The sequence below is a fragment of the Polynucleobacter sp. UB-Piko-W3 genome (genome assembly GCF_018881635.1).
In the GTDB taxonomy this organism is placed as follows: domain Bacteria; phylum Pseudomonadota; class Gammaproteobacteria; order Burkholderiales; family Burkholderiaceae; genus Polynucleobacter.
Window position 1 is genome coordinate 396177 of the sequence record NZ_JACVPY010000002.1, and the last position, 15222, is coordinate 411398.

At 45.4% G+C, this 15222-nt stretch carries 13 protein-coding genes and 1 other RNA gene; 12 read left to right on the plus strand and 2 right to left on the minus strand.

Annotation, left to right across the window (positions count from 1 at the left end; all coding sequences use genetic code 11):
* The first annotated feature begins 9 nt into the window (after window positions 1–9).
* Both dxs and ICN31_RS02345 read left to right on the plus strand, forming a co-directional pair.
* Window positions 10–1890, plus strand: a complete 1881-nt coding sequence (dxs, locus tag ICN31_RS02340) for a 1-deoxy-D-xylulose-5-phosphate synthase (RefSeq protein ID WP_216258197.1) — start codon at window positions 10–12, stop codon at window positions 1888–1890.
* A 176-nt stretch (window positions 1891–2066) separates the two neighbouring features.
* Window positions 2067–2540: a TspO/MBR family protein gene (locus ICN31_RS02345; RefSeq protein ID WP_216258199.1), complete on the plus strand. Its 474-nt coding sequence runs from the start codon at window positions 2067–2069 to the stop codon at window positions 2538–2540.
* A gap of 15 nt (window positions 2541–2555) precedes the next feature.
* Here the strand turns inward: ICN31_RS02345 and ICN31_RS02350 are convergent, their stop codons facing one another.
* Window positions 2556–2747, minus strand: coding sequence for a hypothetical protein (locus tag ICN31_RS02350; protein WP_216258201.1), 192 nt, complete (start codon window positions 2745–2747; stop codon window positions 2556–2558).
* 238 nt (window positions 2748–2985) lie between these two features.
* An RNA gene (gene ffs, locus ICN31_RS02355) (signal recognition particle sRNA small type) lies at window positions 2986–3084 on the minus strand.
* A 32-nt stretch (window positions 3085–3116) separates the two neighbouring features.
* Between ffs and dnaX the strand changes: the two genes are divergently transcribed.
* The 10 genes from dnaX to ICN31_RS02405 all read left to right on the plus strand — a co-directional run bounded on the left by dnaX (window position 3117) and on the right by ICN31_RS02405 (window position 15209).
* Window positions 3117–4766: a DNA polymerase III subunit gamma/tau gene (gene dnaX, locus ICN31_RS02360; protein WP_216258203.1), complete on the plus strand. Its 1650-nt coding sequence runs from the start codon at window positions 3117–3119 to the stop codon at window positions 4764–4766.
* A 40-nt stretch (window positions 4767–4806) separates the two neighbouring features.
* Window positions 4807–5130: a YbaB/EbfC family nucleoid-associated protein gene (locus ICN31_RS02365; RefSeq protein WP_216258205.1), complete on the plus strand. Its 324-nt coding sequence runs from the start codon at window positions 4807–4809 to the stop codon at window positions 5128–5130.
* A 5-nt stretch (window positions 5131–5135) separates the two neighbouring features.
* On the plus strand, window positions 5136–5750 hold the full coding sequence (gene recR / locus ICN31_RS02370) for a recombination mediator RecR (RefSeq protein WP_216258207.1): 615 nt from the start codon (window positions 5136–5138) through the stop codon (window positions 5748–5750).
* A gap of 90 nt (window positions 5751–5840) precedes the next feature.
* A complete protein-coding gene (locus ICN31_RS02375; protein WP_216258209.1) occupies window positions 5841–6059 on the plus strand; it encodes a ParD-like family protein in 219 nt (72 codons plus the stop codon).
* Complete coding sequence (locus tag ICN31_RS02380) at window positions 6056–6328, plus strand: type II toxin-antitoxin system RelE/ParE family toxin (protein WP_216258210.1); 273 nt, start codon at window positions 6056–6058, stop codon at window positions 6326–6328. The genes ICN31_RS02375 and ICN31_RS02380 overlap by 4 nt, the downstream gene beginning before the upstream one ends.
* A gap of 229 nt (window positions 6329–6557) precedes the next feature.
* On the plus strand, window positions 6558–7541 hold the full coding sequence (locus ICN31_RS02385; RefSeq protein ID WP_216258213.1) for a DUF6282 family protein: 984 nt from the start codon (window positions 6558–6560) through the stop codon (window positions 7539–7541).
* Between the two features lie 189 nt (window positions 7542–7730).
* Window positions 7731–9146, plus strand: coding sequence for a carbohydrate porin (locus tag ICN31_RS02390; protein ID WP_216258215.1), 1416 nt, complete (start codon window positions 7731–7733; stop codon window positions 9144–9146).
* A gap of 186 nt (window positions 9147–9332) precedes the next feature.
* On the plus strand, window positions 9333–10850 hold the full coding sequence (locus ICN31_RS02395; protein WP_216258217.1) for a TolC family protein: 1518 nt from the start codon (window positions 9333–9335) through the stop codon (window positions 10848–10850).
* Window positions 10851–10859: 9 nt separating this feature from the next.
* Window positions 10860–12131: an efflux RND transporter periplasmic adaptor subunit gene (locus tag ICN31_RS02400; RefSeq protein ID WP_216258219.1), complete on the plus strand. Its 1272-nt coding sequence runs from the start codon at window positions 10860–10862 to the stop codon at window positions 12129–12131.
* Window positions 12132–15209, plus strand: coding sequence for an efflux RND transporter permease subunit (locus ICN31_RS02405; RefSeq protein WP_216861388.1), 3078 nt, complete (start codon window positions 12132–12134; stop codon window positions 15207–15209).
* Window positions 15210–15222: the final 13 nt, after the last annotated feature.

A 15222-nucleotide genomic window follows, 5' to 3' on the forward strand; every position in this document is an offset into this window, starting at 1 on the left:
GCGTTAAATATGCTCCAGGCAACCAAAGTACTTCACACCATTAACTCCTCACAGGATTTAAAGCAGCTTGAGCAGTCTGAGCTTGCCCAGCTATCGGTTGAATTACGTGAATTCATTCTGCAGTCTGTGGCCAGTACTGGTGGGCACTTATCCTCTAATCTCGGAACTGTTGAGCTCGCAATTGCTTTGCATTATGTTTTTGATACTCCAGAAGATCGCATTGTCTGGGATGTGGGACATCAAAGTTACGCCCATAAAATTTTGACAGGGCGTAGAGAAATGATGCCGAGCTTGCGTCAGTTTGGCGGCTTATCTGGATTTCCGAAGCGCGCAGAAAGCCAATACGATGCTTTTGGCACAGCGCATTCTTCTACCAGTATTTCAGCCGCTCTTGGGATGGCAGTTGCTAGCAAAGTAAAGGGTGAAAAGCGAAATGTCATTGCAGTCATTGGCGATGGCTCCATGAGTGCTGGCATGGCTTATGAAGGTTTAAATAATGCGGGGGTTGATAAATCCATTCCCTTAATCGTCATTTTGAACGATAACGAAATGTCGATCTCTCCTGCGGTTGGAGCCCTGAATCGATATTTAGCAAAGCTCATTAGTGGTTCACTCTATGGAGCCACTAAAAAAGGTTTGGATAAGATGCTTTCTTATACCCCTCCCTTAAGAGAGTTTGCCAAAAGACTGGAAGGTCATGCCAAAGGGATGATTGGCCCAGCTACTATCTTTGAAGAATTTGGTTTTGACTACTATGGTCCGATCGATGGCCATAATCTTGAGGACCTCATCATTACCCTTGAGAACTTGAAAAAGATTGCTCAGACTGATGGTCCACAGTTTTTGCATATCGTTACCAAAAAAGGCAAAGGGTATGAGAGGGCAGAGTTAAACCCTATTTCTTATCATGGGCCCAGTAAATTTAATCCTAGCGAAGGTCTGAAACCTTCTGCGCCTGGTAAAAAAACCTATACCGAAGTGTTTGGTGAATGGCTTTGCGATATGGCTAAAGAGGATCAGCGTCTCATTGGTATTACGCCAGCAATGCGTGAGGGCTCTGGCCTGGTCCAATTTGAAGCTCAGTACCCCGATCGTTACTTTGATGTAGGTATCGCAGAGCAGCATGCAGTCACTTTTGCGGCGGGTATTGCTTGCGAGGGTCTAAAGCCAGTGGTAGCGATCTACTCCACCTTTTTACAGAGGGGTTACGATCAACTCATACACGATGTGACCTTGCAGAACTTACCGATCGTCTTCGCTATAGATCGAGCTGGTATGGTTGGTGCAGATGGACCAACCCATGCAGGTGTATTTGATGTTGCTTTTTTAAGGTGCTTGCCTAATGTTGTCTTAATGACGCCATCGAATCAAGAAGACTGCAGAAATATGCTCACTACTGCATTTAACTTGAATGGTCCTTCAGTCGTGCGCTACCCCCGTGGTGCTGGAGTGGGTCCAGAGGCATCTCAAACACTAGAAACTATCGCTGTCGGAAAAGGCTTGATTGTTCGTAAAGCCAAAAATGCACAAGCCCAAGGTAAAAAGATTGCGTTTGTTTGCTTTGGTCCATTGCTATACAACGCACTAGAGGCTGCAGAGGAGCTTGATGCTACTGTTGCCGATATGCGATTTGTAAAACCATTAGATGAGCAATTGCTATTAGATCTTGCGAAAAGTCATGATGCTTTGGTCTTTATTGAAGACAGCGCAACTCAAGGTGGGGCGGGTAGCGCCTGTCTGGAAGCGCTATCGGCTCACAAGATTCAGATACCTACTCTACAAATTGGTCTACCCGATGAGTACGTCGAGCATGGGGATATCAATGTGCTCTTAGATTTATATGGACTATCTTCGAAGAAAATCTTGGCCAAAGTGCGGGATCATTTTTAGATATAAGCAGCTCATTTATGTTTAAGAAAAAAAATCAGACTCAACTGTTATCAAAAGAGGCAAAGTGGCAATACATCGGTAAGCCTGTTTTGATCATCTTTGGCACCCTGAATTTATTCATTCTCATCTTTTTCTTAATCTACTATTACACTTAAATCCTGAACTTTCAGAACTTGATGATGAATAAAAAGATGCTCGTGCCATTAGTCTGGGGTTTAACAGTGGCCATTCTAGGCGGTTTGGCAACGGACTTAGGGCCCTGGTATCAAGCCTTAAAAGAACCTTTTTGGAAACCGCCTGATATAGCATTTGGCCCGATCTGGTCGATTATTTTTATTTTATCTGGCATGGCTTGGGTGGCCGTAAAGCACTTGACCTCAAACGCCACCATTCTGAGCCGCTTAAATTTTTTCTTTTGGCTCAATGCTTTTCTGAACTTGCTCTGGAGTATTTTGTACTTCCGCTTTCAAAGGCCAGATTGGTCTTTGTATGAAGCGGTGCTTTTATGGCTTTCAGTTCTCGCCATCCTTCTGACAATACGAAAAGTTTCTACTAAATATAGTCTTTACATCCTGCCATATCTCATCTGGGTCAGTATTGCGATTGTCTTGAATTGGGATACTGTGCGACTGAATGGACCTTTTGGTTAAAAGGCTTGCCAGCATTTAATACTGGCTCCAAATGGCAAAGATACCAGTAATTAAAATAAGCCCATACAAGCAGGCATAAATTTTGAAATCTTTCAGAATCACTGCAGGGGCTAACTTTTTATATTTCCAAAGGTAGTAATGAAAAACGATTGGTGAAATCAAAATTACACCAAATTCAATTACCAGCTCGAGCATGACACCCGTCATTTTTGGATGAATTTATTCTTAGAAAAAATCAATAGGGCTACGCAGATGATGCCGATCGCAAACAAAAGAAGCGATCTCGTTTTTACAAAAACGACGAATCCCAAGAGCGCAAGACCAAAGGCCATTAATCCTAATTTATCTCTAGACATTCATTTCCCCTGATTTAAACAAGCCTTCTACATAGAAGATGGCCGTTCGATTAAAACTATACCAATAATTGACTCTGTATTAGGGGGGGGTGGATGAGCCAAACCCCCGGCACTGGCAGAAATTGGGTTTGGCTGCTTCGTTCCCGACCTGACCAGGTTATCCAACCCACCATGCGGGGAGGCCCATCCACTTCTATTTTAGCTTGTTAGAATGTAAGACATGACAGCATTGGCATTAGCCCGTTCGTGGCGCCCCAAAACATTCTCTGAGCTAGTAGGACAAGACCATGTGGTTAAGGCTTTAACCCATGCTTTGGATCAGGGCCGCCTACATCATGCATGGCTTTTCACGGGCACTCGTGGGGTAGGCAAGACCACCATTGCACGCATTATGGCCAAAGCCCTCAATTGCACGGGTGCGGATGGTTCAGGCAAGATGACTTCAGAGCCTTGCGGAAAATGCCCAGCCTGCATGGAAATTGATGCTGGTCGTTTTGTTGACTATATTGAGATGGATGCCGCAAGTAATCGCGGAGTTGACGATATTGCCGCTCTATTAGAAAAAGCAGCTTACGCACCAAGCAATGCTCGTTATAAGGTCTACATGATTGACGAGGTACACATGCTCACCAATCATGCGTTTAATGCCATGCTTAAAACTTTGGAAGAACCTCCAGAGCACATCAAATTTATTCTAGCTACTACTGATCCCCAAAAGATCCCCGTCACGATTCTGTCTCGTTGCTTGCAGTTCAACCTCAAGCAAATGCCTGTACCGCTGATCGTTGAACATTTAGAGAAAGTGCTGGCAGCAGAAAAAGTGGCTTATGAAGTTAATGCATTGCGTGTCTTAGCTAAAGCAGCTCAAGGTTCTATGCGTGATGCTCTATCTCTAACCGATCAAGCGATTGCCTATGCAGCAGGTAAAGTGACTGAAGAATCAATACGCAATATGCTGGGCACATTAGATGATGCTTATCTCATTCGTATTCTCGATTGCTTGATTGCAAAAGACGGCGCCAGCCTGCTAGCAGTTGCAAACGAAATGGGGGAGCGCAGTATGTCTTTCTCCTTGGCATTGCAAGATCTATCTAGTTTGTTACAAAAGATTGCAGCAGCCCAAGTGGTTCCAGAATCCGTATTAGAGGATTGGCCAGAGGCAGGCGAGATTCGTCGCTTGGCTACTCAACTTACAAAAGAAGAGGCGCAACTCTTCTACCAAATCACGATTACTAGCCGCCCCGACTTATCACTCGCACCAGATGAGCAAACTGGCTTTGCCATGACGCTCTTACGCATGTTGGCATTTCGTCCGGGCAGAAATGGTGGTGGCGGGGCGTCAGCTCCAGCGCCATCAGCCCCACCAGTCGCTAGTGCGCCACGCCCAGCGACAACGGCAAAAACGGTAGCGCCCGCAGCAGCAGCCTTAGCATCACCAATCGCAACTAAGCCAATTACCAAGGCAGCTCCTGTAGGTGATGCTACAAATATTCCAGACTGGCATAGCCTGATGCGTCAATTACCAGTAAAGGGTTTAGTCCAACAGTTAGCGTTTCAGACCGAGTTACAAGATTGGAAAGATTCTGCAGCAGGTGTGAAAGCAACGATTGTGACGCCAATGCCACAGTTGGCTTCAGAAGCTTCTGTTGCAAGATTGGCTGATGCGCTGACAGCTCACTTTGGTAAGCCAGTTAAGATCGTGATTGAAAAAGGTGAAGTAGAGGGCAAGACCGTTGCTAAGGTTGATGCCCAGATTCATCAAGAGAAAAGAATGAATGCCGAGCAAATGATTGCGGCTGATCCTTTTATTCAGCAATTAGAAAAAGAGTTTGGCGCTAAAGTGGTTGGCGGCTCTGTTAAGCCTCATTAATTTAAATTCACTAATAAATAAGCACTAAGGAAAAGAAGCGATGATGAAAGGTGGACTTGCTGGCCTCATGAAACAGGCCCAGCAGATGCAAGAGAAGATGAAAGTAGCGCAAGAGCAGTTGGCTGCCTTAGAGGTCACTGGCCAAGCGGCTGGCGGCCTAGTTAAAGTCACCATTTCTGGTAAATACGAACTCAAGCGTGTCCAAATTGATCCAGGCGCAATGGATGACCGTGAGATGCTAGAAGACTTGGTTGTGACGGCGTATACAGAAGCATTCAAACAAGTAGAAGCAGCTAGCGCACAAATGATGTCTGGCGCTACCGCTGGAATGCCAATGCCTCCTGGCTTTAAGCTTCCCTTCTAAATTTAATGGCACGCATAGAAGCACCTGCTGATGCACTCGGTCGTTTGATCGAGGCCTTGCGTGTGCTCCCGGGAGTGGGCCCCAAGTCTGCTCAGCGGATGGCATTCTATCTTTTGCAGCATGATCGTAATGGCGCGGCAGTACTTGCACAGTCCCTAGGTGAGGCAGTGCAAACGGTGGGTCACTGCACTCGCTGTAATACATTCTCAGAAACTCAAATCTGTATCACCTGTGCAGATGAGCGCCGCGATCCATCCTTGTTATGCATTGTAGAAACACCTGCCGACCAAGTGATGGTGGAGCAGACCCTAAGTTTCAAAGGGAATTACTTTGTGTTGATGGGCCGCCTTTCGCCACTCGATGGCATGGGCCCTAATGAAATTCATTTTGATCGCTTACTTACCCGTATTGAAAATCCAGATACGAACGTGCCCATTCGGGAAGTAGTGCTAGCGACAAACTTCACTAGTGAAGGTGAGGCTACTGCACATTACATTGGTGAAGTGCTCAAAGCCAAAGGCATCAAAGTCACGCGTATTGCTAGAGGTATTCCAGTAGGCGGGGAGTTAGAGTACGTTGATGCAGGCACATTAGCTAGAGCTTTGATGGATCGCCGCTAGCCTTTAATTGCTATTTCCTCTACATATCAAAAGGTTGCAAATTGCAACCTTTTGTGTTAAATTGGATCCAATATTTAATTGGAGGTATCTATGGCCATAGCTATCAAGTTATCGGGTCTTTTAGTAGAGGATGCAAAGCCTTATGCACAGGCAATGCATCGCTCTGTTCCTAAGCAAATTGAATATTGGGCTCGATTGGGCAAAGTCGCAGAGGAGAATCCCGACCTACCGATTAAAATGCTTCAGGATATGCTGGTCAGTATTGAAGAGGTGAAGGCTGGTAATCTGAATCCGTATAAATTCGGATGATCGTATCCACCACTCCTAGATTTGATAGGGCAATTAAGAAAATATCACCCGCTGAGAAAAAGACCCTTGATGGTGCGATTAAGAGCATCATCGCTGAGCCATTCAAAGGAGAAACTAAAAAAGGCGACTTATCGGGGATTCAAGTAATTAAATTTAGGCATCTTAAGCAGCAGATGTTATTAGCTTATTCGGTAAGCCTTGACGGCACTCAATTGGCGCTTATGGGTTATGGGGTTCACGAAAACTTCTATCGCGATTTGAAGCGTTAGAGCTTAAAACCATGATTATCGATAGTGATTTATCGTCCATTAAAGTATGTCGATGCAGGTACTTTGGCTCGAGCTTTGATGGATCACCGCTAGTCCATACAAGTTCGAAGCTTTAAGCTCTCTCTGCCCGATTTCCTCCACTTATAGGGGAACTACTTAAATACCTACTTGAATAGATGAGATAGAGTGAACCCATTATAAGAAAGTAGTTCAATCAGGGAGATGAATCATGGGTAAATTTCAATCAAGCAAAATTTTGGTAGCTAGCTTAATGAGTGCTGGCTTCATATTGACTTCCAATATTACCCAGGCACAAGTAGGTTTTCCGCCACCACCACCTAAAGTGAGTCCTGCAGCTGGCGTGATTGATATGCACGTTCACCCAGATCCCGATGTTTTTGGCCGATCCTTAACCGATTACGAATTAGCGACTATTGCTCGTCGTAAAGGGATGCGCGGTATTGTGATTAAAAACCATGTGATCACGACGAATGCTCGAGCCGCTTTAGTGATGCAGCAAGTCCCTGGTATTGAAGTATGGGGCGGTATTGTGCTGAATAAGTCCGTAGGTGGTGTAAATCCTGCAGCTGTAGAGTGGATGCATCGCATGTCTGGTGGCCGCGGAAAAGTAGTTTGGTTGCCGACTTTTGATTCGGATATGCATGTCAAGACTTTAGTAGATAAAAATCAATCAGGCATTGTGGTTGCGCCAAATGGTCAAGTCACACCAGAGTTGGAGCAGGTTCTAAAGATCATTGCTCGCGAAGATTTGATTCTAGCTACCGGCCATATTTCTGCGGATGAAGTGGTTACGGTCGTCAAGCGCGCAAAAGAATTAGGCGTGAAAAATATTTTGATCACGCATGGTCTTACCAATATCCCAGGACTTTCTTGGGAGCAAGCAAAGCAAGTTACTTCGATGGGTGCATACATTGAAATTTGCTATTTGCAATTTATGACTGGTCCTACAGCGCAGTACAAATGGATGACCCATTGGGAGAAGGTGGATGCAACCGTGGTTGCTAAAGCAGTTAAGGAAATTGGCGCAGACCATTTAGTGCTTTCAACCGATTTGGGTCAACAAGGCATGATGACTCCACCAGATGGCGTTGAGAATCAAATCGCAGCGGTTAAGGCAGCGGGCGTATCGCAAGCTGATATCGATAAGATGATGAAAAAGAACCCAGCCAAACTGTTGGGTCTAAAAGACTAAGACGCATTTCTTCGCAGGGCTATTGCGTTTTTGTCATTCCCTCGACATAAAGACTAGGTAAATTTCCCCTTTTTGGGGATAATTTGGTCTGCACCACCCTTGGGCTTCAATCTCAAGCTGTGTTTGCCTAGTTTTTCCTATCGGCATGTTGCTATTGCATTGCACTGGCATCCCAATTAGAAATTGTGAATGACCCGCAAGTTTTATATCCTCCTCCTGCTGAGCATTATTTGCACTTTTCTGGGTGCCTCTGCATTTGCGCAAAGGGCAGGGTCCGGTGCCGACCAAATTGCGAGCTTTGCATCACCGATTGAGAATTTGCCTACTGAAGGTGAATTGTTTGGTTTACCAGTAAACGTACATGGCCAAACGACTTATATCAACCAGCGCTATAACAATTTCACCTCTAGCTATTCAGGGATGAATAGCCTGGCTGCTCAAAAAGCCATGAGCTATACCTGGTCAGGAACATTATTCTTTGGCGCTCGGGTTGCTCCAGATACTGACGTGTATTTCAATCCCGAGGTGATTTCCGGCGTTGCATTTTCGGGTCTAACTGGTTTGGGTGGTTTCTCAAATGGCGAGGGCAGTAAGGCTGTTGGAACGCAAGCAAAGTTTTACTCTGCCAGAGCATTTATGCGACACACGATCAATCAAGAGGGCGATAAAGTTGTTCTCGAGAATGAGGCCAATCAAATTACGCAAACGGTGAGTAGTAATCGCGTGGTAGTGACAGCTGGCCAGTTTTCTACTTTAGATATTTTCGATGACAGCCGTTATGCAAAAGACCCCCGTGTCCAGTTCATGAACTGGGGCAATATGACTTACTTGGCTTATGACTATGCCGCTGACGCACGCGGCTACAGTACTGGCCTCGCAGGCGAATGGTACCTTGACCATTGGGTGCTGCGTGCCTCTCGTATGCTGGCTCCAAAGAATCCGAATGGCCGTGACTTGAACTGGCAAATTTTTAATACCTATGGCGATCAATTTGAGATTGAGCGCCAACATCATATTGGCAAGCTTCCTGGCAAAGTGAGTGTGCTCGCTTATCGCAACAAAATGATCTTGGCTCGTTTTTCTGATGCAACCAATTATGTGCTCACCAATAATGCACAAGGTACTCAAGCAATCAATAATGTTCGCACTAATTACCAGTACAAAACAGGTGTGGGTGTTCATGGGGAGCAGGCCTTAACTCATGACCTCGGAATCTATGCTCGTGCATTTACCTCAGATGGGCGCACTGAAACAATGTCTTTCACAGAGGCTGATAACTCAATCTCTGTTGGCATGGGTATGAATGGCACAAGTTGGGCGCGTCCACATGACAGTATTGGCATCTCGATGATGCAAAATGGCTTATCCAGCTATCGCCGTTCATACTTACAAGCTGGTGGCGTGTCTTACTTTATTGGCGACTATGCTGGTCCTGGCCAGACAATTTCTTATCGTCCTGAGCGGGTAGGCGAGGTCTATTACAACGCTAACGTGGTTAAGAATGTCCTTGCAGGATTGAACTTTCAGCACATTAATAATCCTGCTTACAACGCAGCCCGCGGTCCAGTGAACATCGTGTCTTTCAGGATTCATGCCGAGTTTTAAAGGCTCAAGAGGCGCAGTACTTCATTATTATCTTTAGAATCAATAAGATAGAGATTGTCAATAATTAGACTTTTGACTTTTGTCACCTATAATCGATAAAACCCCCTGAAACGGGTATTTGTAATATCTAAATCTGCATCAGGGGCTATAAAAATAGCATTTTATTGATTTAGAGGGCAGCCGCATTTGTTGATTCACGGCAAACGTAAAACGAGCGTAGTCAAGCTACTTAAAAGCATTGCACCATATGCAATGGCTACTTTTGCTATTTCGGCGTTTGCACAAGGATCTGGTAGCGGCACTCCTGCAAGTGTCACGGTGCAATCGGGCGACTCCTCCTTAGCATCGCCACCATCGATTGGGGCGCAGCTGAGGGCTCAAGACCAAAGCACAAAAGCTGCTGAATTATTTGCTCCGGTTACTAAAGAAAATACTCCGAAGATCTATGTCAAAAGTGCGCCATCAGGCCCAACAGAGATGGATTTGCGTCAGCTATGGAATGAGCTCAAGATCAACAATCCGCAACTATCTTCTTTGCGCGAGTCCTATCTGTCTGCTAAGGCAACCGTTCCACAAATTGCAGCACCTGCAAATCCTCAAGTAGGTTTGGTGTGGTCTGGTATGCCAGCGAATTCACCATTTGCCTTAGGTGCTGCAAATGCGCCATCAGCAGCCAACCCTAATGGCATTAGTAGCAACAACTCGATTTCTGTAGCGCAGCCTTTTCAGTTCCCTGGGAAGAAGAGTTTGGCAGCAGACATTGCTGATACCAATGCAGAAGCTCTCTTAGCTAGCTCTGAATCAACCTATTTGCAATTGGGTGCACAGCTCTCAACTCTGTACTACGGGGCACTAGCCGCTCAGAAGCAGTTACAGGTCTTAAAAGAGACGGTTGTACGCTTAGAGATGGTAAAGAATGTTGCTAAAGCGCGTTACTCCAATAATGCTGCAGCCTATGTTGAGTTTCTGAATGCGCAAGTCGCACAAAGCGCTGCCCAAGCCGACCAATTCAATGTCGAGCGTCAACTCCAAGTCGCTCTCAACAACATCAATACTCTAGTGGGCCGTCACTCACGCGAAAAATTAGTATTGCGTGGAGATGTGCGCCGTGCCATGAGTGTTGTGCCGACCTTGCTTGAGTTAGAGGATTATGCTGAGTCGAGTCATCCCGCCTTAAAGAGTTCAGCTTTGCAATTAGATGCCGCACGCAAAGGTGTGACCCTAGCTAAAAAAGCATACCTACCAGATTTTCAGGTGATTGGTTCTTCTTATACGCCGCGCGGACCGTTTGCATCTAACAATGGCACGATGTTTTATCAGTTTGAGTTGGATCTGATTATTCCGCTGTATTTCTTTACTAAGGAAAAGTATGGGGTAGAGCAGGCACAGCGCAATCAAGCCGCTGCTGAGGCGGGCAATATTTCGAATCGCCAGCAAATTGTGTTGGCCGTCAACACCGCTTATGCAACTTATGAGCAAGCCAAGTCCCAAACCCAGTTTCTGAGAGATCGCCAAGTCCCGCAAGCTGACGCTGCCTATAAGGTAGGTCTGACCCAGTATTCTAATAATGGCCAGGGATTTAATGATTTATTGACTGCGCAAACTCAATTGCGTAACTTAGAGATTGCATTGGCGCAAGCAGAGAGTAATCTATTGCAAGCGCAAGCAGTATTAATGGTTTCTGCAGGCAAAGAGCCTTTTTAAGGAGTAGTTTTGATCGATAAATTGATTTCGTTTCTAAAGCGTTTGTCTGAAAAGGCAAAGCCACTTTTGCATAAGGGCGCTGATCATGGTACTCATCATGCAAAAACTGCTGCTGCAAGCTTAGCAGGCTTATATTGGAATCTCTCTCCAGCGAATCGATACCGCGTTCGCTTAGCTGCTTTTGCTTTCGCAATTTTGTCTTTAGGTATTGTGGTGGGTCGCATCACCAATGTGGATCGCGCAGTCAAAATTGAAAGCTCTGGTAAGAACCTGAAGGTAGAAACCAGTGGCATCTTAGAGTTGAAGTTACCTGGCGTCAAACTCAATCCTGAGATTTATACATTTCAGTTGGCAGAAAAAATTCCAGTACCAGTGAATATTAAAGTGCCAGGCCGTTTAGCATTTAATGCAGAAAAATCAAAAGTAATCTCAGCGCGTGCTCCAGGTAGGGTAGAGCGTATTTATGCTTTTGATGGTGCCCAAGTCGATGTTGGTTCGCCAATCGTAGAGCTCTATAGCCCAGACTTTCTTTCTGCTCAGCAAGAATATTTGCTCTCTTCTAAAACTGCCAAGGTGTTAGGGGGCAATAAAACAATTAGTGATTTACTCGGTGATGCGCTCATTACTCAGCAAGCCGCCGCTAATCGCATGAGAAATCTGGGTGCTAGCGAAGGCGATATTAAGGGCATTGAAGCCACCGGTAAGACTACTAGTAATTTAGTGATGCGTTCGCCCTTGAAGGGTGTAGTAGTGAAGCGCAATGTTGAGCCTGGTACTGCGGTTAATGCTGGCGATGTGATTACTACCTTGGCTGATCCTCAACATCTCTGGTTTTTGGGTAACGTATTTGAGCAAGACTTCAGAATGATTAAGCAGGGCCAGAAAATGGTTTTACGCCTTGAGGCATATCCCGAGAAAGAGTTTGTCGCTTATGCCAATTACATATCGCCAACTGTTGATCCGCAAACCCGTGCTTTACTCATTCGTGCTGATGTAGAAAACATCGATGGTTTATTACGCCCCGATATGTATGCTTCGGGCTTACTGACTACGGGTATGTCAGATGCGGTTGTAGTGCCTCAGACAGCCATTGTCCGGATTCGTGAGAACCGCTTTGCCATTGTTAAGGTTGGAGATGAAACCTTCCGGCGTTTGCCAGTGAAGGGTTACGATCTCAATAGTAAGACTTTTGCGATTACCGAGGGTGTTGAACCTGGATGGAAGGTGCTAATAGAAGGCGCTGTCTTGTTAAATGACCGCTTTGCTAAGCAGGAGGACTAATTGAGTATTTTTACCTCCTTCATTCGAGGAGTAATCGAGAAGCGTGTATTAGTTATCTTTGCTTCTGTAGCATTGCTTGGATTGGGCATGCTCAGTTTGAGCAAATTACCTATTCAGCCATACCCAGGCGTTGCACCATTAACGATTCAGGCAATCTCTCAATGGCCTGGAAGAAGTACTACTGAGGTCGAACAACAGGTCACTATTCCAGTTGAAAGTGCATTGGCTGGCATTCCAGGCTTACAAGCATTTCGCTCCGTATCTTTGTTCGGCTTATCCGTAGTCACACTTAAATTTAATGACGCTACTGACCCATTTAAAGCGCGTCAGGTGTTTGTTGCCAATTTATCGAATGTCAGCTTTCCACCAGGTGTCACTTCTAGCATCAGCCCAGACTCTGATGCCACTGGTGAGATCATGCGTTATGAGGTTCGCTCCGATTACGCAAGCTCTACATTACTCAAAACATTACAAAATTATGAGATCTATAAAGAGCTTAAGCAAACGCCTGGTGTAGCTGACGTTTCTTCATTTGGCGGCAAAGTTCGCCAGTATCAGGTAATTGTGAGCCCTGAGGGCTTACAAGCTAAAGGTGTTTCAGTTAACCAATTGATCTTGGCACTCACTAATGCTAATAGTAATACTGGCGGTGGCTTGCTGCCTAGTGGTGAACAGCAGTTCGTTATTCGTGGTGTAGGCCTGCTGAAGAATATCGACGATATCAAGCAAGTAGTCATCACTATTAATAATGGCGTGCCCATTCGGATTGGAGATGTTGCTAGGGTAGAAATCGGTAATGCGCCACGCCTTGGTATGTTCCAGTTCAATGACAATCCAGATTCTGTTGAAGGCATTGTTTATTTACGCCGCGGTGAGAATGCTACAGAAGTACTAGCGCGAGTGCGTAGCACAGTTGATAACATTAATAAGCATGTATTACCACCTGGTATTGAGGTGAAGCCGTTCTATGACCGCCAAGTACTTTTAGACATCACGATTGGTACGGTGAAACATACTCTGTTCTTTGGTATCTCATTGGTTTTAGCAGTGTTGTTCTTCTTCTTAGGCAATATTCGTGCTGCTGCTGTTGTGGCCGCCGTAATCCCGCTCGCTTTGTGCGTCTCATTTATTCAGATGCATTTATGGAGCGTGCCTGCTAATTTGATTTCCTTAGGCGCGATTGACTTTGGTGTGATCGTTGATTCTGCGGTGATTCTGACCGAGAACGTGATGCGTCACCTAGAGCAGGGTGGCAAGCGTTTAAACCAAAGCATCATTTTGGCAACAAGTGAAGTGCAGCGAGCGATGATTTACTCAACCGGCATCATCATCGTTGCTTACTCGCCATTGTTCTTTATGGGCGGAGTTGAAGGCATCATCTTTAAGCCAATGGCTTTCACGATGGGCTTTGCTTTGATTGCAGCAATGGTCTTGAGCCTCACCTTTTTGCCAGCAATGATTTCTTTAGTATTTGGCGAGAACCTGCATCACAAGCCCCCCTCGTTTATGACTAAGATTCTCAATGGCTATAAACCGTTGCTGAGAAGGTGGATGGATCGTCCGCTAACCGTTTTCTCGGTAGCAGTATTTGTTCTGGGATTAACGCTACTCAGTATGACTCGCTTAGGGACTGCATTCTTACCAACTTTGGAGGAGAATAATATTTGGTTGCGCGTTACCTTACCAAATACCGTGGATCTCGATTACTCTGTAAAGGTTGCCAATCAATTACGTGAAACCTTTATCAAGCAACCAGAGATCGACAAGGTTGCCGCACAAATTGGTCGTCCTGATGATGGCACGGACTCTACTGGTGTATTTAACCAGGAATACGGACTCTATTTAAAGAGCCCCGATAAGATGCCGGCGGGTTCATCCAAGAAAGACCTCATTGCGAATCTAGAGAAGGAGTTAAACCGGATTCCGGGTATTACCTATAGCTTCTCTCAGTACATTCAAGACAACGTCAATGAGGCCTTGTCAGGTGTTAAGGGCGAGAACTCAGTCAAAATTTATGGCACTGATCTTGAGGTTCTGGATCAAAAGGCCCATGAGGTAATCGATCAACTCAAAAAGGTTCGCGGTGTAGCGGATGAGGGTATTTTGAAAGAGCTTGGTCAGCCCACTCTGAACATTCAGATCGATCGTGAACGTGCCTCACGCTATAACATTAACGTAAATGATATTCAAACGGTTGTGGCTAATGCAATTGGCGGGGCCGCTGTAACAAGCTTACTTGAAGATGAAAAAACTTTCGGTATAGCAATTCGCTTAAATGAGGGAAGTCGTAATGACGTAGCTGATATTGGCCATTTATTAGTGGAGTCTCCTGATGGCCTGAAAATACCTCTCTCAATGGTAGCCACTGTGAAATTAACGGATGGACCATTCTTTATTTATCGCGAAGCGGGTAAGCGTTATATCGCCATTAAATTTAGCGTGCGTAACCGTGACTTAGGTAGCGCTGTCGAGGATGCACAGTATTTAGTTGAGCAAAACATCACATTACCGCCAAATTACTCTATTAGCTGGGATGGTCAGTTCAATCAAATGAAGCAAGCGCAAAAAAAATTGATGTTGATTGTTCCTTTGGCTCTGATGGGCATCTTCTTGTTGCTGGTTAGTGCTTTTGGCAATTTCCGCGATGCTACTATTGTGATGATTAATGTACCCTTTGCTGCCATTGGTGGTGTGCTTGCCTTGCACCTCGCTGGTGAGACACTGAGTATCTCGGCATTCTTCGGCTTCTTATCACTCTTTGGGATTGCAATTCAAGATGGCGTAATCTTGATCTCGTTTATCAATAAGACAGTTGCAACCGAGCATGGGCAGATGAAAGATGCCATGGTTGAAGGTGCTTCATTGCGCGTTCGTCCAGTGTTGATGACGGCCATGCTCTCTGGTTTAGGTTTATTACCTGCAGCTCTGTCCCATTCCATTGGTTCAGAAGCTCAGCGTCCACTGGCTCTGGTGATTGTGGGAGGCATGGTAACAACCACTGTCCTTACGCTCTTAGTCTTGCCAGTGATTTATGGCTGGTTCAGAGGTCGTGCATTGACACCTGCTAGCAATATTTAATACAGAAAGTACT